General features: G+C 69.9%; 19 protein-coding genes. 7 read left to right on the top strand and 12 right to left on the bottom strand.

The features are described 5' to 3' along the window. Positions 1-47: 47 nt before the first annotated feature. Both ACZ6TI_RS34260 and ACZ6TI_RS34255 read right to left on the bottom strand, forming a co-directional pair. The gene (locus ACZ6TI_RS34260; RefSeq protein WP_465349353.1) at positions 48-1,079 is read right to left on the bottom strand and encodes a MerR family transcriptional regulator; all 1,032 of its coding nucleotides are present in this window, start codon (positions 1,077-1,079) and stop codon (positions 48-50) included. A gap of 66 nt (positions 1,080-1,145) precedes the next feature. Continuing rightward, positions 1,146-2,249, bottom strand: coding sequence for an acyltransferase family protein (locus tag ACZ6TI_RS34255; protein ID WP_465349352.1), 1,104 nt, complete (start codon positions 2,247-2,249; stop codon positions 1,146-1,148). A 132-nt stretch (positions 2,250-2,381) separates the two neighbouring features. Here ACZ6TI_RS34255 and ACZ6TI_RS34250 point away from each other — a divergent pair, with 132 nt between their 5' ends. Next, complete coding sequence (locus ACZ6TI_RS34250; RefSeq protein ID WP_465349351.1) at positions 2,382-3,410, top strand: LacI family DNA-binding transcriptional regulator; 1,029 nt, start codon at positions 2,382-2,384, stop codon at positions 3,408-3,410. A gap of 7 nt (positions 3,411-3,417) precedes the next feature. Here ACZ6TI_RS34250 and ACZ6TI_RS34245 read toward each other — a convergent pair whose 3' ends face one another. From ACZ6TI_RS34245 to ACZ6TI_RS34230, 4 genes are all read right to left on the bottom strand, one after another. Further along, entirely contained in the window at positions 3,418-4,155 is a 738-nt protein-coding gene (locus ACZ6TI_RS34245; protein WP_465349350.1) for a hypothetical protein, read from the bottom strand. Next, the gene (locus ACZ6TI_RS34240) at positions 4,145-4,789 is read right to left on the bottom strand and encodes a hypothetical protein (RefSeq protein ID WP_465349349.1); all 645 of its coding nucleotides are present in this window, start codon (positions 4,787-4,789) and stop codon (positions 4,145-4,147) included. Before ACZ6TI_RS34240 ends, ACZ6TI_RS34245 begins: the two co-directional genes overlap by 11 nt. Positions 4,790-4,954: 165 nt before the next feature. Beyond that, on the bottom strand, positions 4,955-5,482 hold the full coding sequence (locus ACZ6TI_RS34235) for an RNA polymerase sigma factor (RefSeq protein ID WP_465349348.1): 528 nt from the start codon (positions 5,480-5,482) through the stop codon (positions 4,955-4,957). Positions 5,483-5,485: 3 nt separating this feature from the next. Further along, positions 5,486-5,758: a hypothetical protein gene (locus tag ACZ6TI_RS34230; RefSeq protein WP_465349347.1), complete on the bottom strand. Its 273-nt coding sequence runs from the start codon at positions 5,756-5,758 to the stop codon at positions 5,486-5,488. 481 nt (positions 5,759-6,239) lie between these two features. Here ACZ6TI_RS34230 and ACZ6TI_RS34225 point away from each other — a divergent pair, with 481 nt between their 5' ends. The 3 genes from ACZ6TI_RS34225 to ACZ6TI_RS34215 all read left to right on the top strand — a co-directional run bounded on the left by ACZ6TI_RS34225 (position 6,240) and on the right by ACZ6TI_RS34215 (position 9,272). Next, complete coding sequence (locus ACZ6TI_RS34225) at positions 6,240-7,502, top strand: ABC transporter substrate-binding protein (protein ID WP_465349346.1); 1,263 nt, start codon at positions 6,240-6,242, stop codon at positions 7,500-7,502. A 19-nt stretch (positions 7,503-7,521) separates the two neighbouring features. Beyond that, positions 7,522-8,394, top strand: coding sequence for a carbohydrate ABC transporter permease (locus ACZ6TI_RS34220; protein WP_465349486.1), 873 nt, complete (start codon positions 7,522-7,524; stop codon positions 8,392-8,394). Positions 8,395-8,516: 122 nt separating this feature from the next. Beyond that, on the top strand, positions 8,517-9,272 hold the full coding sequence (locus ACZ6TI_RS34215) for a carbohydrate ABC transporter permease (protein ID WP_465349485.1): 756 nt from the start codon (positions 8,517-8,519) through the stop codon (positions 9,270-9,272). A gap of 19 nt (positions 9,273-9,291) precedes the next feature. Here the strand turns inward: ACZ6TI_RS34215 and ACZ6TI_RS34210 are convergent, their stop codons facing one another. Next, complete coding sequence (locus tag ACZ6TI_RS34210; protein WP_465349345.1) at positions 9,292-10,134, bottom strand: DUF1932 domain-containing protein; 843 nt, start codon at positions 10,132-10,134, stop codon at positions 9,292-9,294. 76 nt (positions 10,135-10,210) lie between these two features. On the opposite strand from ACZ6TI_RS34210, the gene ACZ6TI_RS34205 reads away from it, so the two are divergent. After that, positions 10,211-10,792, top strand: a complete 582-nt coding sequence (locus tag ACZ6TI_RS34205; protein ID WP_465349344.1) for a hypothetical protein — start codon at positions 10,211-10,213, stop codon at positions 10,790-10,792. Here ACZ6TI_RS34205 and ACZ6TI_RS34200 read toward each other — a convergent pair. Genes ACZ6TI_RS34200 through ACZ6TI_RS34185 form a run of 4 tightly spaced genes read right to left on the bottom strand, consistent with a single transcriptional unit; the run spans position 10,786 to position 12,341 of the window. Beyond that, on the bottom strand, positions 10,786-11,241 hold the full coding sequence (locus ACZ6TI_RS34200; protein WP_465349343.1) for a hypothetical protein: 456 nt from the start codon (positions 11,239-11,241) through the stop codon (positions 10,786-10,788). The two genes, ACZ6TI_RS34205 and ACZ6TI_RS34200, sit on opposite strands and share 7 nt — an antisense overlap. Next, complete coding sequence (locus ACZ6TI_RS34195) at positions 11,238-11,810, bottom strand: CDP-alcohol phosphatidyltransferase family protein (protein ID WP_465349342.1); 573 nt, start codon at positions 11,808-11,810, stop codon at positions 11,238-11,240. Before ACZ6TI_RS34195 ends, ACZ6TI_RS34200 begins: the two co-directional genes overlap by 4 nt. Then, positions 11,807-12,016 (bottom strand): hypothetical protein, encoded by a 210-nt coding sequence (locus tag ACZ6TI_RS34190; protein ID WP_465349341.1) that lies wholly within the window; start codon positions 12,014-12,016, stop codon positions 11,807-11,809. Before ACZ6TI_RS34190 ends, ACZ6TI_RS34195 begins: the two co-directional genes overlap by 4 nt. After that, a complete protein-coding gene (locus ACZ6TI_RS34185) occupies positions 12,009-12,341 on the bottom strand; it encodes an ArsR/SmtB family transcription factor (RefSeq protein WP_465349340.1) in 333 nt (110 codons plus the stop codon). The genes ACZ6TI_RS34190 and ACZ6TI_RS34185 overlap by 8 nt, the downstream gene beginning before the upstream one ends. Positions 12,342-12,416: 75 nt before the next feature. On the opposite strand from ACZ6TI_RS34185, the gene ACZ6TI_RS34180 reads away from it, so the two are divergent. Continuing rightward, positions 12,417-13,913, top strand: a complete 1,497-nt coding sequence (locus tag ACZ6TI_RS34180; RefSeq protein ID WP_465349339.1) for an alpha-N-arabinofuranosidase — start codon at positions 12,417-12,419, stop codon at positions 13,911-13,913. Here the strand turns inward: ACZ6TI_RS34180 and ACZ6TI_RS34175 are convergent. Next, positions 13,900-16,653 (bottom strand): AfsR/SARP family transcriptional regulator, encoded by a 2,754-nt coding sequence (locus tag ACZ6TI_RS34175; protein WP_465349338.1) that lies wholly within the window; start codon positions 16,651-16,653, stop codon positions 13,900-13,902. The two genes, ACZ6TI_RS34180 and ACZ6TI_RS34175, sit on opposite strands and share 14 nt — an antisense overlap. Before the next feature lie 182 nt (positions 16,654-16,835). On the opposite strand from ACZ6TI_RS34175, the gene ACZ6TI_RS34170 reads away from it, so the two are divergent. Then, a complete protein-coding gene (locus ACZ6TI_RS34170) occupies positions 16,836-17,189 on the top strand; it encodes an MmcQ/YjbR family DNA-binding protein (protein ID WP_465349337.1) in 354 nt (117 codons plus the stop codon). The last annotated feature ends 69 nt before the right edge of the window (positions 17,190-17,258 follow it).

Raw genomic sequence — 17,258 nt, 5'->3', positions numbered from 1 at the left:
CGGGGGTTTCCGCTCGCTACGAGACCGCTTCGCGACCTGCCGAACTCTCAGGTGGAGACGATGTCGGCGACGACCACCGCGATGTTGTCCGGTGCGCCGTGCAGGTGGGCCAGTTCGATCAGGCGGTCGGCCGTCGTGTCCGGGTCGGTGCCGGTCAGCGCCTCGGTCACCTCGGCCGCCGGGACCGCGTCCCAGAGGCCGTCCGAGCAGAGCAGGTAGCGGTCGCCGGCCAGCATCGCCCTGGTCGCGATGTCCGGGTCGTTCTTGCCGGTGCCGGCGCCCAGGGCGCGCACCAGGATCGGGCGCTTCGGGTGCCCGGCCGCCTCGCCGGGTCCGATCCGGCCGGCGTCGACCAGCGTCTGCACATAGGAGTGGTCCTGGGTCAGGCGGAACAGCTCGCCGTTGCGCAGCAGATAGGCCCTGGTGTCGCCGATGTGCACCAGGCCCAGGCGGTCGCCGGAGCGGATCAGCGCGGTCAGCGTGGTGCCGGGGCGGTGATCGCCGTCGGCCAGTGCCGAGACCGTGCGGTCGGCGACGGCCATGAGCTCGGTCAGGTCGGCGGTTCCGCCGGTGCGCAGGGCCTGCACCGCCGCGGCGCTCGCGTCGGCGCCGCGGGGCATGCCGCCCATGCCGTCCGCGACGGCGAGCAGCGTGCTGTCGGCGTACGCCACGTCCTCGTTCGTCTCGCGGACCAGCCCCTGGTCGGAGCGCGCGGCGGAGTGGATGGTCAGTGTCGTCATGGTGTTCGTCCTCCCGGACAGCAGGTGGACGAGGAGATCGGCCTCGCGGGCGCGAGCGGCGGTGACCGCCTCGAGCCCGGCCCGGAACGCCGCGATCGCCTCCGCGGCGGCGTCCGGTGGCAGGTCGCAGACCTCGCCGATGCGGGCCAGCGGCATGTCCAGCCGCCGCAGCCGGGCGATCAGACGGGCCCGGTCGAGCTGCTCCGGCGCATAGAGCCGGTATCCGGACGCGGCGTCCACGGCGATCGGGCGCAACAGGCCCAGGTCGTCATAGCGGCGCAGCGCCTTGGCGGACAGGCCGGCGGCGCGGGCGAACGCGCCGATGGTCAGCAGCTCCACGGTGACCTCCTCGTGCCGGTCGAGCGACCGGCACACCCGAGGATGGAGCTTCCCCCGCCGGGAAGGTCAAGCCGCGACCGGCTCGGGTGTGATCGGTTGCACCGCGGGCGGCCGGGCGCGCTTCGGCCGGGGGAACGGGGACATCCGGGGCTTGCGCCTGGCCGCGATGTCCTCCACCCAGCCGAAGGTGAGCACCGCGACGGCCAGCAGCGCCAGCGCGATCGAGAAATCGACGGTGTCCTCGAGGAACTGGGTCGGGATCTCCCACAGCTTGAGCGGGTCGAACAGCATCACCGCGACGGTGATCGCCACATTGTGCCAGAGGTAGATGGTGACCGCGCGATGGTTGACCATCGTCACCAGACGGTCCAGCGGGCGCACCCGGGCCAGCCAGCCCATCGGCGGCGACCAGCGGAGCAGCAGCAGCACGAAGCCCATCGCATAGAAGGCGTAGGCGATCGGGATGCCGACCAGGTCGAAGCCGGTGTCCGCGGGATGCGTGGCGGCCCAGGCCAGCGCGCCGCCGATGCAGGCGGCGGCGATCGGCAGCACGACCGCGGCGCGCATCTTCTTCAGGTCGCCCTCCCGGTGGGCGAAGCCGAGCACCCAGCAGGCGGCGTAGGCCAGCACGTTCTGGATGACCTCGCCGGCCTGCGGCCCGAAGAGGTCCGGGTGGACCATGAAGACCCCGAGCACGGCGAGCGGCAGCAGGACAGTCGCCAGCCGCCTGCGGCGGTAGAGCTTCAGAAGCAAGGGCGAGAGCAACACCAGCCACAGGTACGTGACCAGGTACCAGAGCACGCCCGCGGCCGGGAAGCCGAACTCGCTGGACGGCGGGTTCGCGATCGGGAACAGCCACAGCAGCAGCGACCAGCGGGCGTGGTCCGCCCAGCCGAGCCGCAGCATCAGCGGCACCAGGATCAGGCCCATCACCCAGAGCGCGGGCAGCAGCCGGCGGATGCGGTTGCGCAGGGTCCGGCCGACGGACCGGTCGAGCGAACGAACCATCAGCGAGCCGGCCAGCGCGAACATCACGCCCATCGAGGGGAACACCAGCTCGAGGACGGCGAACGGGAACGCGTGGAAGAGCACCACCCGGATGATCGCCAAAACACGCAGAGTGTCGAAGTAGCGATCTCTGGTCACGTTGTTCACCTGCTCCTCGGGCATTTGCAAAATGTCGCAATTACGTAGAGTAGTTGCTGCGCCGTCTTGCCCGCGCACCCCGAACGGCCAGGTTGAAATGCCCGGAAAGTTCTCGGCGAATGATCACCAGGCGGGGGCGATGTCATACTTGCCGCCATGTCCGCCCCGAGTGCCGCCGACGGGGCTCTCGCGCGTCGTCCCACGCTCACGCAGGTGGCGGCGCTGGCCGGGGTGAGCCTGAAAACGGCGTCCCGGGCGCTGAACAGCGAGCCGAACGTGGCGCCGGCCACCGGCCGCCGGGTGCGGGACGCGGCCGATCTGCTCGGCTACCGGCTCAACGGGATCGCCCGCGAGCTGCGCCGCGGCGCCACCTCGGCGCTGGTCGGGCTGATCAGCGGCGACCTGGCCAACCCGTTCTACTCGGCGGTGGCCAGCGGCATCGAGCGTGAGCTGCGCCAGCACGGCCTGCAGCTGATCACCGCGAACAACGACGAGGACGCCGAGCTGGAGCGCAGCCTGGTGGACGCGTTCCTGGAGCGCCGGGTACGCGCGTTACTGGTGGTGCCCAGCGCCGACCGGTACGACTACCTGGCCATCGAGGGCACCCGCGGCATCCCGTTCGTGTTCCTGGACCGCCCGCCGGACGGCCTGGACGCGGACGCCGTGCTGATCGACAACGTGGGCGGCGCCCGGGCCGCCGCCGAGCACCTGCTGTCCGGCGGGCACCGGCGCATCGCCCTGGTCGCCGATCTGGCCCGCAAGGCGCCGCAGCGGGACCGGATCGACGGCTTCATGCATGCCATGCGGGCGGCCGGAAACCCGGAGTGGGAGCCCTACCTGCGCACCGACGTGCACGACGTGCGCCGCTCCGAGGACGTGGTCCGCGACCTGCTCGCCCTCGACGAGCCGCCGAGCGCGGTGTTCACCACGAACAACCGGCTGACCACCGGCGCCCTGCGCGCGCTGCGGGACGCGCCGGCGCCGCCCGCCCTGATCGGCTTTGACGACTTCGACCTGGCCGACGTGCTCGGCACCACGGTGGTCGCCCACGACATGGTGGCGCTCGGCCGCGAGGCGGCCCGCCTGGCGCACGCCCGGATGAGCGGTTTCGACGGCCCGGCGCAAACCGTCGTGGTGTCCACCTCGATCATCGCCCGGGGCTCGGGCGAGCGACCGGCCCATTGATCGGCGCTCAACTCGCCAGGTTGTAGCCCTCCTCGTAGTTCTCCCGGCAATGGGCGTGGAGCACGAGCATCGCCGCCTGCCTGAGCCAGGCGCGAACCTCCGATTCGTTGTCGGGATCGGGCATCGCGGGCTTGTACTTCTTCGCCAGCACGAAGGTCCGGGCGACCAGTTGGTAGCTGGTGAATCGATCGCCGCCGGTCTCCTCGCTGATCCACTGGTACACGCTGGACCACATCCGGGGCCGGATCCGATCGATCGGGTCGGCCGGCAGACTCCTGAGGGCGGCGCCGGATCCCGGTCGCGCGGCGGTCTTGAAGTTGCCCCGGCCGCGAACGTCCGGCAGCCGGTCGTGCACGCGCTTCGGCAGCCCGAGCGGTTGGTATGTCGGTGACTCCGACGGGTAGGTGAACGCGGCGGTCGAGCCGGAGTGGGCGTGATGTCTGCCGTGGTAATCGGCGTCCGCCCGCTGGGCCTCGAGGTGTGCGCTCCGGAGGATCTCGCCGGCCGCGGCGTGCGCGGTCGCTTCCCACTGGCTCTGCTGGACCGCGAGGACGTCGATCTCGTCCGCGGTGATGCCGAAGAGGAAGGCGCCTTCCAGGTGCGCCGTGACCGCGGCGAGCCGGGCGGCCGCGTGATCCGGGCCGAACTCCGCGATCCGATCGACTGCCGGATCCGTCGAGAGTATCCGCTGGATCAGATCGTCGAGTTCGGACAACGATGAGGACTCCGAATGGTCATACCTCATTTCTCCTCCATTCCCGCGCTCCGAGTGGCTCGATCCGGGCCGGCTTTCCCCAGCGGGACGCGGCTCTTCCGGCGACTTCCAGCGCCGGCTCGTTCAGCAGGTCGGCGAGGTCGCGCCGGTGCAACCTGCCACGCATGAGGTCGATGACCTTTCGGTGCTCGTCGGTGCGCTCGCCGAGAAAGCGGGCCAGCCACTCGTCCGAGTCGAATTCCGTGTCGTCGCTGGACGATGGCATTCGTCCTTGACGGCGAGCGTCGGCCACCGCGCGCTGCTGCCGCATCAGGTCGAGATGGGCCAGTCTCCGCAGATGGAAGACGAGGGTGAGTGCGGTGACGAATTCCCGCGTGTGCTGGACGTAGAGCCACGAGATGCCGACGTTGGTCAGCGCCAGCTCGGTCATTCTTTCGGCGGTTTCACGATCAGCCCGCAATGCCACCAGACACTTGGCGCATGCCTCGTACGAGGCCATGAAGAGCGCCCTGTACTCCGCGCTGCAGTCGTGTCGATACGGATTTCGGCGCTGTTGGTGATTCTCTGCCATGAGTTTCTCTTCGTCGTCGTCGTGCAGGGGATGCCGCTCCACGGGGCTTCCCTCGGCGGCAGCGGCGACCTTGGATCGGTAGACTTCCGGCATCTATGTGACCTATCTCACAACTTTGTACGATGGTCAGTACGTATACGTCACTGAGGTGACCGCCGTCAGCGGTCCGACAGCTGGGCGCGGCGTTTCTGCCGTGTCTTGAGAGGGCCCGCCATCCCGTACTCCGGCCAATGGAAGGTCGGGATGGCGGGCCCGGCTTCACGCCGCCCGGTCGGTGTAGGTGCGTTTCAAGCGACGCCGCGCATGGGCCAGATTGGATCTGACGGCACCAGGGCTGCTCCCCATCAGCGTGGCGATCTCACTCGGTGCAAAGCCCTCGACGACCAGCGTGAATATCTCCCGCTGGGTGCGCGGCAGGCCATGCACCGCTCGGAGAGCGTCGGCGTGCTCGAGTTTGCGGTGAAATGCCCCGGCGGGGTCGCCGTCGGAGCTCGGCCGGTTGACGAGCACGCTGTTCGCGTCGAACGTCTCCGCAGTGGTGATCCGGCTTCTCCGCCGCATCATGTCGATCCAGTTGTTCCGCGCGGCGACACGGACCCAGGGCGACTTCTCGCGGATGGAGTGCCAGTTCTGAAATGCTGACTCCATCGCGCTCTGAGTCGCGTCCTCCGCCTCGATGTGTTCCGCTCCCATGCGCCTCAGGAAGTTGACGGTCGCGGCGAACTGCGCGCGGTAGAAGCGATCGAAGTCGATGGCGGCGGCGCTCGCCGGTTGCTCGGTGATCATCGATCAGGGCGTGAGCTTGAAGAAGGCCGCGAGCTTGCGGCGGTAGGGCGCGACCGCGTACATCAGCGCGGACAATGCCAATCCCACGTGCGCGGTCGTGGTCAGCCAGCCGGGGGCCAGGTCGACGACGCCCGATTCACTCAACGCGAGATTGACGAAGCCGGCGCCGGTGAGACTGAAGAACCCGCGCTGGTAATAGAGCATGTACGTGACGGCCAGCTGGTAGTCCTGGGCTTCGTCCCCGGGACTCGCGCCATCTAGTTTTGTGACAGACATATTTGCCTCAGTGTCTTGAGAGGATCACACACGGTTACTCCGGCCAAGAAGGTGCCGAATGTGATCTAGCGGTTGTTGGCGTCACTATAGCGATTCTGCGCTGGTCGACATTGGTGCCACGCGATGTCTGCCGCCGTTTCCCCGAGGCATGTCCACTACCGACAGTAGTTTTCTCGCGGCTTTGTGAGACGTGTCGAGATGACTGCGCAAGGGAATGCCGCAGCGTGATCGAAGTAGAGCCGAATGTAGGTCAACTCACTGAACTATCGACATTAGATTCACCCGGCGCCGCGGTCCTTTCGCGGCGTGCGGTCTGTTTGTCGTGGTTCGCAGGTGGAGCACCGCGCCGGGCAACAGGCCACTTAGGCCGGACGTCACGAGACGGAAACGACCACGCAATCACCCTTGACGATGTCCACTGGGGACGGGAGGGTGCCCCGTGTTGTCTTTGACAACGATGTCAACGATGGTTGGGGGAGATATGCGCTTCACGCGACGCGCCGTGGTGGCGGCTGTCGGAATCGCCGCCCTGCTGAGCGCATCCGCCTGCGGCGGCAGCGACGAGGGCGGCACCGGCTCGACCAAGGTCGAGGTGTTCACCTGGTGGGCCGACGGCGGTGAGAAGGCCGGGCTGGACGCTCTGGTCGGCACCTTCGGCACCGCGTGCGCCGGGCAGACCTTCGAGAACGGCGCGGTGGCCGGTGGCGCCGGCGCGAACGCCAAGCAGGTGCTCGCCTCCCGCCTGCAGCAGAGCGACCCGCCGGACACGTTCCAGGCGCACGCCGGGGCGGAGCTGCTCGACTACATCGACGCCGGGCAGGTCGAGGACGTCAGCGCGGACTACGACACGTGGGGCCTCAAGACAGCGTTCCCGCCGGGCCTGATCGACAACCTGACGGTGGACGGCAAGATCTACTCGGTGCCGGCCAACATCCACCGGGCGAACGTGGTGTGGAGCAACAAGAAGGTGGTCGCCGCCGCCGGCATCACCGCGGACCCGAAGACGATGCCGGAGTTCTTCGCGGCGCTGGACAAGGTCAAGGCCAAGGGCCTCACGCCGCTGGCCGTCGGCAAGGACTGGACGCAGCTGATGCTGTTCGAGTCGGTGCTGATCACCAACCTGGGCGCGGAGAAGTTCACCGGCCTGTGGAACGGCGCGACCCCGTGGTCCGACCCGCTGGTGGCCACCTCGGTCGCCGACTTCAAGAAGCTGCTGACCTACACCAACACCGACCGCGACGCGCTGGACTGGACCGACGCGGAGAAGCTGGTGATGGAGGGCAAGGCGGCCTACCAGCTGATGGGTGACTGGGAGGCGGCCGACCTGGACGCCAAGGGCTTCACCGACTACGGCTACTTCACCTTCCCGGGCAACGGCACCACCTTCCAGTGGCTGGCCGACTCGTTCGTGCTGCCCAAGGGCGCGAAGAACCCGGAGGGCACCAAGTGCTGGCTGAAGACGGTCGGCTCGGCCGAGGGGCAGAAGGCGTTCAACACGAAGAAGGGCTCGATCCCGGCCCGGACCGACGCGGCGCCGGCCGACTACCCGAAGTACCAGCAGACCGCGATGGCCGACTGGAAGTCCGCCACCCAGGCGCCGTCCTGCGCCCACGGGTCGGCGTGCTCGCAGGGGTGGCAGGGCGCGGTGAACTCGGCGATGGGCGCGTACTCCACCAATCAGGACGACGCCGGGCTGCTCAAGGCGCTGACCGCGGCCGCCGACCAGTTCGCGAAGAAGAAGTAGGCATTCACTGATGCGTCGCATGCGGCACTGGGGACCGGGACTGCTTCTGCTGTCCCCGTCCCTGGTCCTGCTGGCCGTGTTCGTCTACGGCCTGATCGCCTGGACCGCGAAGGTGTCGGTCTCCGACGAGCACAACGCCCGCGGGTCGAAGGGCTTCGTCGGGCTGGAGAACTACACCAACCTCTTCACCGATGACATCAACGACCGGTTCCTGCACTCGCTCAAGAACCTGCTGATCTTCACGGTCGTCTTCCTGGCCGGGACGATGCTGCTCGGTCTGCTGTGGGCGTTCCTGCTGGAGCGCGGGGTGCGCGGCGAGGGCTTCTTCCGCACGGTCTACCTCTTCCCGATGGCCGTGTCGTTCGTCGCGTCCGGCGTCGTCTGGCGCTGGCTGATGAACCCGGGGGAGGGCGGCCTGAACTCCGTCTTCGACGGCATCGGGCTGGGCTTCCTGCAGAACTCCTGGTGGACCGACCCCGACTGGGGCATGGCGGCGATGGCGCTGCCGGCCGTCTGGCAGCTGTCCGGTTATGTGATGGCGCTCTTTCTGGCCGGCTTCCGTGGCATCCCACAGGAGTTGCGCGAGGCGGCGGCGATGGACGGCGCGAGCACGTACCGGTTGTATCGGAACGTGATCTTTCCGCAGTTGACCCCGGTGGCGTTGTCCGCGCTGATCATCGTCGGGCACATGTCGATGAAGATGTTCGACCTGATCATGAGCGTGTCCGGCGCGCAGTGGCTCACCGAGGTGCCCGCGGTCTATGTCTGGCAGGCGCTGCTGACCAGCGACTACAGCAAGGCGGCGGCGATCTCGATCATCCTGCTGCTGCTCGTCGCGGTGGTCATCGTGCCCTACCTGATCTACACCAACCGGGCGGAGAAGAACGCGTGACCGCCGTCCTCGACGCGCCCTCCGGGGTCAAGCCGCCGGTCACCGCGGCCCGCCGCCGCAAGTTCGGCCCGGGCACGGTCGTCAAGTACGCCCTGGCCGTCTTCTTCCTGATCGTCGTCCTGATGCCGGCCTACGTGCTCGTGGTGACCAGCTTCAAAGCCGGCAACGAGATCGGCGTGGCCGGGGCGTGGAGCCTGCCGGCGCAGTGGACGACGGCGTCCTGGGGCAAGGCGTGGGACGTGCTGCAACCGGCCTTCCTGCGCACCTTCCAGCTGGCCATTCCGGTGGCGCTGATCTCGTCGGCGATCGGCGCGGCCAACGGTTTCGTGCTGTCCCGCTGGCGGTTCCCCGGCGCGGACGTGGTCTTCACGCTGATCCTGTTCGGGATGTTCATCCCCTACCAGGCGGTGATGATCCCGCTGCGCGAGATCGTGACCACCATCGGGATCGCGCCGGGCATCCCGACGCTGGTCTTCGTGCACTGCGTCTACGGCATCCCGATCTGCACGCTGATCTTCCGGAACTACTACGCCACCACGGTGCCGGAGGAGCTGATCGAGGCCGGCCGGGTGGACGGCGCCGGGCTGCTGCGCACGTTCTGGTCGATCATCCTGCCGGTCTCGATGCCCGGCTTCGTGGTCACGATCATCTGGCAGTTCACGTCCTCCTGGAACGACTACCTCTTCGCGATCTTCCTGTCCAACAACCGGAACGGGCCGATCACGATCGCGTTGAACGCGCTGGCCGGCGCGCAGTCACCGGACTATGCGGCGTCGATGGCGGGCGCGCTGATCACGTCGCTGCCCACGCTGGTCGTCTACATCCTGCTGGGCCGGTGGTTCATCGGCGGCCTGATGGCCGGCTCGGTCAAGAGCTGAGCCGCGCCGCCGCCCGAGGCTACTTGCGCCGGAGGCGTTCGACGATCTGCTGCGGGGTGAGGCCGCGGGTGGTCTCCGGATCGCCTTCGGCCAGCGCCGTCGTCGCCACCTCGGAATAGACCTCGGCGAACGCCTCGAACAGCGCCGGGGTCAGGCCCGCGCCGGCCTGGGTGGCGGCGATCTCGCGCATCTCGCCGACGAAACGGTGCGCCTTCGTCGCGGACCCGGCCACCCCGGCGGACCGGTCCAGGCCGTTTCGGCCGAGGTCGGCGAGGACCTCATCGAGTACGCCGTGCTCGCCGGCCACCCGCATGGCCTGGGTCACGAGCGCCGTGAGTCCCTTGTAGACACCCGCGGTGCACATCTTGAGGGCGCTCGCGTGGCCGGCCTCCGTACCCAGGAGAACGGGTTTGATCTTGTCGGCCCAGGGCAGGGCGGCGACGTCGGCGGCGTGCGGACCGCTCAGATAGAGCGTGGCGCCGGGCTGGGCGGTCGGCGGCGGCCCGGAGATCGCCCCGTCCACGACACCCGGCCAGATCTCGTCGATCGCGGCCATGGTGGCCGGGGAGACGGCGTTGAGGTCGGCCACGATCGGGTGGGAATCGGTGCGGCGGGCGGCGTCGGCGATGGACCGGGCGGCACCCGGCGCGTCGGACGGCGGGGTCACCGAGAGCACGATGTCGGCCGCGGCGACAACGTCGTCGAGGGTGGGCAGCAGTTCCAGGCCGGCCTCCGTGGCGAGGCGCAGCGTGCGAGCTGAGCGGCCCTGCGCGGTGGCGACCACCCGGGCGCCGCCGGCCCGCAGCGCCGAGCCGAGCCCGGAGCCCATGAAGCCCGGGCTGACCACGGCGACCGTTGTCATGATTCGATCCTTACCCGATCGGGGTACGTCAAACGGGCCATAGCTAGCAGTCGATTCCCTTCGCCAGAATCGGGGCATGAGCGCCCCCCTCGTGACCATTGTCGCTGTCCTCTGCGTCTGCGTGGGATATGCGGCCGGGCGCGCCCACCAGTGGCGCCGCGGTGGCTGGGATCGCGAGCAGGCCTACCGCGACGGCTTCGACGAGGCGACCCGCAGCACGTTGAGCATGGCCGCCCGCATCGCGACGCCGGCTGCGCCTTCCCGCACTCCCGCTCCAGCTCCCGGTCCGGCTCCCGGTCCGGCTCCCGCTCCTGCTCCCGCTCCTGCGCCTGCTCTGGCTCCTGTTGCCGCCGAGCCCATGCCGGCTCCGCCTCCGGTGGCGCCGGCCTTTCCCGCGCCGGTCGGGCCCAGGATCGAGGCGGTCGCGGACGTGCCGTTCTTCGAGCCGGTGGCGCACGAGGCCGGACCGGTCCCGGAGGTGCCGGTGCCGCGACTCGGGCGCCGCGGGCGGCATTACGTGCCGGACGAGCTGGTGCAGGCCGCGACCTATCGGCTGCCGGCCGACCGGGTGGCCCGGGCCAAGGTCCGCGACGCGCTCCCGCCGCCCGCCGACGGCGACAACCCGGTGCCGAAGCCGCGCTCGGCCGATCCTCAGTAACCCAGCAGGCCCGGGGAATAGGCGAGGGCGATGAACCGGATCGCTCGGCCGGCGAAGCAGACCGCCGCGAACACCGCCGGGCGCATCCGGGTCGAGCCCAGATAGACGCTGGTCGCGAGCAGTGGTGGAAAGCCGAACACCGCGCTCGCCGCGAGGATGCCGGCGGCCGGCCACGGCTGGTCGAAGAGCGCGCTGCGCGGCCGGCGGTGCTTGCCGGCCCGGCGTGCCGCGGCGAGTTTGCGGCGCAGCCACGGCGAGTTGAGGGCGCCGCGGGCCGCGAGGAAGATGGCGAGCTTGCCGACCGCCTGCCCGAGCGCCGCGGCCAGGCCGAGCGCGACCGGGTTGCCCTGGTCGGCCGCGGCGGCCGCGATCAGATAGGGCTCGGCCGGGGTGACCGGCAGGAACGCGGAGAGGATCCCGACGGCCGCGGCCGCCAGGACCGCGATCATCGCGCGCTCAGCGCCGTCGCCGGTGCCGGTTCGGGGGTGAGCCGGGTGACCGCGATCAGGGACGCGACCTTGACCGCGGTGACGGCCAGCGCGAACGCTGTGGGCAGCAGCGGCGAGTGGGTGAAGACGACCAGCACGATCAGCGCCGAGGTGTTGACCGCCTTGGCCGGCGGCGACCAGTTCCACAGCCAGATCCGCCGGTCGACGCGGTCGAAGTAGTTGGGGCTGAGCAGCGGCCAGCGCAGGAACGCCAGGCTGAGCATCTGGTCCACGACCATGAACTGGAACAGGAACACGCCCACCGGCAGCGCGGTCTCGGGCCGCAGCACGACCAGGGCGGCCGCGCAGGTGGCGGTGCAGGCCCGGTCGGCGACGATGTCGAGCACGGCGCCGGTGCGGGTCTCCTGGCCGAGCGCGCGGGCGGCGGCGCCGTCGGCGATGTCCCCGACCCAGTAGGTGGCGTACGCCGCGATCAGCAGCGCCGGGCTGTGCTGGGCCAGCGCGGCGACCGCCAGGGTGACGGCGACGACCGTGCGGGCCAGCGTGATCACGTTCGGCACGTTTCTCATTCGGCGTCTTTCAGGATGCGCTCGATCTCGGCAGTGCGCCGGTTCAGCTCGGCGAGCTGCTCGAGCACGTCGCTCATCGTGCGCTCGGTGCGCGCGGCCAGTTCGGTGTAGGCGTCGAGCTTGGAGGCGCGCTTGAGGTTCGTCAGGAACCACAGCACGGCGATGATCAAGGCGCCGACCACGATCAGGAAAACGGACTCAACCATGGGTGTCCCTCGGGTCCATCGTGAGGGTGGCCGCCGCGGCGGCGACCACTTCGGGTGTGAGCAGCAGCGAGAACGGCGCGGCCTGATAGAACTTCAGCGCCTTGCCGTCCTCGGAGAGCTCGAGGTGCGCGGTGACCAGGCCGGCTTTCTCCAGCTTCTTCAGGTGCACCTGCAGCAGCGCGCGGCTGATGCCGAGGTCGCGGGCCAGCTGGGACACATATGCCCGATCCCCGGCCAGCGCGGCCAGCACCCGCAGCCGATGCGGGCTGGCCAGCGTGGCCAGCACCTGCACCAACGCGTCGCCGGTCAGCTGCTGCTTGCTCATGCCAACTATTATTGGCAGGTGCAAGCGAGATCGTCAACCGGCGTAGGGTCGAAGCCGGAGGAGAGGAGCAACGCCTTGATTCACGCCGTCGTCAACCTCGACCTGCCCGGCCCCACCATCAGCCGACACGTCTACGGCCACTTCGCCGAACACCTCGGGCGCTGCGTCTACGGCGGATTCTGGGTCGGCGAGGACTCCCCGATCCCGAACATCGGCGGGATCCGCGCGGACGTCGTCGAGGCGCTGCGAGCCATCCGGATCCCCAATCTGCGCTGGCCCGGCGGCTGCTTCGCGGACGAATACCACTGGCGCGACGGCATCGGCCCGCGCGAGTCACGCCCCCGGATGGTCAACACCCACTGGGGCAACGTCGAGGAGAACAACCACTTCGGCACGCACGAGTTCATGGCCCTGTGCGACCTGCTGGGAGCCGAGCCCTACGTGAACGGCAATGTCGGATCCGGCACCGTCCGGGAGATGAGCGACTGGGTGGAATACCTGACCCGGGACGGCGACTCGCCGATGGTCGCGCTGCGCAAGGCCAACGGTCGCGACGCGCCGTGGCGGGTGCCGTTCTGGGGCATCGGCAACGAGGCCTGGGGCTGCGGCGGCAACATGCGCGCCGAGGTCTACGCCGACCTGGCCCGGCAATATGCGACGTTCCTGCGGGACCACGGCGACAACGAGATCTACCGCATCGCGGCCGGCGCCAACGTCGACGACTACGCGTGGACCGAGGCGCTGATGCGGGCGATCACCTCCCGCGGCACGTTCCAGGCCGTGTCGCTGCACCACTACACGCACAACGGCGCGGGCATCCGGCGTGGGCACGCGACCGAGTTCAGCAAGGACGACTACTACTCGACCCTGGTGCAGGCGCGGCGGATGGACGAGCTGATCCGCCGCCACTCCACGGTGATGGACCGGCACGACCCGGACCGCGCGATCGGCCTGGTGGTGGACGAGTGGGGCACCTGGTGGGAGGTCGAGGAGGGCACCAATCCGGGCTTTCTCTTCCAGCAGCACACCATGCGGGACGCGCTCGTCGCCGCCGTCCACTTCGACATCTTCCACCGGCACGCCGAGCGGGTGGTGATGGCGAACATCGCGCAGACCGTGAACGTGCTGCAGGCGATGCTGCTCACCGACGAGGCGACCGGCGCGCTGGTGCGCACCCCCACCTACCACGTGTTCGCGATGGGCACCGGGCACCACGACGCCCGATCGCTCGACGTGCACCTGCGGGGCGGCGTACCCCAGGTCTCGGTCGGCGAAGCCGAACTGAGCGTGCTCTCCGCCTCGGCCTCCACCAAGGACGGCCAGGCCCTGATCTCGCTCGCCAACCTGCACGCCGAGCAGGCTCAGACGGTGGTCCTGGATCTGCGCGGGCGTGCGGTCACCGGGCACGAGGCCCGGGTGCTCACGGCGAGGTCGCTGAGCGACCACAACACCCCCGAGGCCCCAGACCTGGTCGCACCGCAAACCCATTCCGGGGTACGCCCACACGACGCCGGCCTCGAGGTGGACCTGCCGCCGCACTCCTATGTGACCGTGCGGCTCACGCTCGGCTAGCGGGGGAGGGCGTCGAGCCGCGCCCGGACCCCGCCCGCGTCGGCATGGCCGAGCTCGTCGAGCAGGTCGAGCGCCCTGGTCCACGCGATGCGGGCGGACTTCGGGTCGCCGACCGCCAGATGCGTCTCGCCGGGTTGGTCAGCGTCTCCGACTCGGCGTAGCGGTCTTCGAGGTTCCGGAACAGGTCGATCGCCTTCCGATAGCAGGCGATCGCCTCGGTGTGGTCGCCCAGGTGGTGGTGGGCGTAGCCGATGCTGTCCCAGGTGTCGGCCTGACCGGCGTGGTCACCGATCTCCTCCTGCACGCGCAGCGCCTCCCGGCACGCCTGGAGGGCGCCGGCGTGGTCGCCGAGCTGGCCGCTGTACCAGCCGACCTGGTTGAGCGCGTTGGCCTGGCCCGGGCCGTGACTCGTGGACCGATAGAACGACAGGGCGTGGATGGCGTGCGTGCGCGCCCGTGCGTTGTCGCCCTGACGGCCCCGGAGGTTGGCCAGGTAGTACTGCACGTTCGCCTGGCCGAGCAGGTCGTTGCTGCGGGCGTACAGGTCAAGGGCTTGTTCGAGGTGGTTTGCGGCGGAGTCGAAGTTTTCCAGGAGCGTGTCGCCATGGGCGACACCGCGATGGGCGGCGGCGAGCGCGGTGAGATTGCCGGCGTTGCCGGCGGCGCGCAACGCGGCGTGCCACACGGTCGCGCGGTCGAGCCAGCGCGCGCGGCGGTAGAGCGACTGGTCGAGGAGCCAGGCGAGCTGGCCGGCATAGGTGCCGAAGTCGGAGGCGGCGATCTGCTGCGCGATGGCGATCATCGACGCGAACTCGGCGTCGAGCCAGGCGGCCGCGTGGTCGGCATCCCGGATCTCGGTGCGCCAGACGTGCGGCGCCGGATCGTTCAGCGGCAACTCGATCGGGCTCCGCATCGGATAGAGCTGCCGGTCGACGTCGTAGGCGGTGTGCACGTAGTGGTCCAGCATCCGGACCGTGGCGGTCCGGCGCGCGGCGTCGCTGTCGCGGGTCGCGCCGAGATCGGCCGCATACGCCCGCAGCAGATCGTGGTACGCATAGCGCCCCGGCCGTGACTCGGACAGCAGGTTGGCCTCCACGAGCACCCGGAGCAGGCGCTGCGTGGCCGGGGCGTCGAGGCCGACCAGGCTGGCCGCGGCGGCCACCGACACGTCCGGGCCCGGGTGCAGGCTGAGCATCCGGAAGAGGTCCTGCGCCGCGGCGTCGAGCGCGACGTAGGACCAGGAGAAGACGCCGCGGACCTGGCTCGCCGGATCGCCGACGTCGAACGTGCCCAGCAGGTCGGGCGATCGTTCGAGCTCGTCGGCCAGGCCGTCCAGCGCGAACCCGGTCTGCAGCGCGCGGGCCGCGGTGACCGCCAGCGCGAGCGGCAGACGCGCGCAGGCGGCGATGATCCGGTCCGTCGCCGCCGGGAAGGCCGCCACCCGATCGGCGCCGATCCGGCGGCCGAGCAGGGCCCGCGCCTCGTCGTCGGACAGCACTTCCAGGTTGAGCGGGTGGGCCGAGTTGCTGACCACCAGGCCGGTGAGCCGATCCCGGCTGGTGACCACCACCATGGCGCCGGCGGCGGCCGGGAGCAACGGGCGCACCTGCTCGGCGTCCCGCGCGTTGTCGAGCACCAGCAGGATCCGCTTGTTCGCCATCGCGCCGCGGTAGAGGGCGGATTTGGCGCCGGTGCCGGTCGGCACCCGCTCGGCGGGCATGCCCAGGGCTTCGAGGAGATAGCGGAGGGCCTCCTCGGTCGGCATGGCGGCGCCGGACGTGTCGTAGCCGCGCAGGTTCACATAGAGCTGCCCGTCCGGGAACCGGCCCGCCACGGTGTGCGCCCAGTGCAGGACCAGCGTGGTCTTGCCGACGCCCGCGGTGCCGGAGACCGTGGCGATCCGCCCGGCGCCGGCCGGGGTGCTGAGCAGGGCGTCGAGTTGCGCCAGGTGCTCGCGGCGGCCGGCGAAGGTGGGGACGTCGGCGGGCAGTTGCGCGGGCGCCGTCGTCGGCTGCTCGCCTCGCAGGATCGCCCGGTAGAGGTCCTGCAGCTCACGGCTCGGGTCGGTGCCCAGCTCGGAGACCAGGTTCTTGCGGGTGTGCTCGTAGAGTTGCAGCGCCTCGGCCGGGCGGCCGGCCATGGTGAGCGCGCGCATGCGCACCGCGGTCAGCGGTTCGACCACAGGGTGTGCGGCGGCGAGTTCGTGGAGTGTGCCGATGATCGTGTCCGGGTTGCCGAGGGTGAGCTCGGTCTCGGCCCAGAGCACGGCGGTGCTGAGGAACTGCTGCTCCCAGTCCTGCCGGGACTGCTCGACCCAGGGGCCGCTGAGACCGGACAGCGGCATGCCGCGCCAGAGCTGGATGGCGCCGCGCAGGCATTCGGCGCGTTGCCGGTCGTCGGTGGTGGCGCGGGCCTGGGTGGTGAGCAGGCGGAATCGGTGCAGGTCGACCGCCTCGGGATCGACCTCGAGCCGATAGCAGCCGGCGTCGAACGTGATCTTTTCCTGGCCGCTCGTCTTCTCGAGCATGCGGCGGAGGCGGGCGATGTGTGCGTGGAGTGCCGCGCGGGCGCCGCGTGGGGGGTCCTCGCCCCAGACGCGGTCGATCAGGGTGTCCGCCGGCACCGCGCGCCCGGCGTCCGCGAGCAGGCCGGCCAGGACGGCCCGCTGCCGGGGCTGTCCGGTGTCGATCCGCTCCCCGTCGTCCCAGAGCTCGACCGGGCCGAGCACTCGGAACTCCACCACACGACCTCCAGGCCCACCGAGCTGCATGTTCACCGACTCGCAAGAATCTCACAAGCAATCGACCCAGCGTCGACATGGACTCTGTACCTCGCGCTCGACGGCGCGTGTTTGAACGTCAAACGGGGGCGATCAAGCACGAGCCGGCGGTGTTGTCATACCCCAGGGATAACGTGCCCGGCATGGTCACCGTCGACGATGTCCGGGCGATCGCAGGCCCGCTCCCGCGCAGCGAGGAGCACCTGATTCGCGACCGGGTGAAATTCCGGGTGGGAAAGATCGTCTATGTCGCGTTCTCGCGCGACGAGACCGTGATGGGGTTCGGCTTCCCGCGGGAGGAGCGCGAGGCTTTGGTCGCCTCGGCGCCGGAGGTGTTCCACCTGCCCCGGGCGTCGGACATGCGGTTCCGGTGGGTGCAGGCATGGATGGCGACGCTGGACGAGCGGCTGATGGCCGAGTTGGTGCTCGACGCGTGGCGGATGGTGGTGCCCAAGAAGGTCGCCGCCGCGTATGTCGCAGGCCTCCCGGACCGGTGAGCGCCGGCACGTAGGTTCCTGCCCTCCACCTACGCCGCCGGCCTCCCGGTCCGGTGAGCGGTCCCCTGT

It is taken from the genome of Actinoplanes sp. NPDC051388 (genome assembly GCF_055586225.1).
Note: the sequence above shows the minus strand (reverse complement) of the source record. Positions and strands in the feature narration are given on the sequence as shown.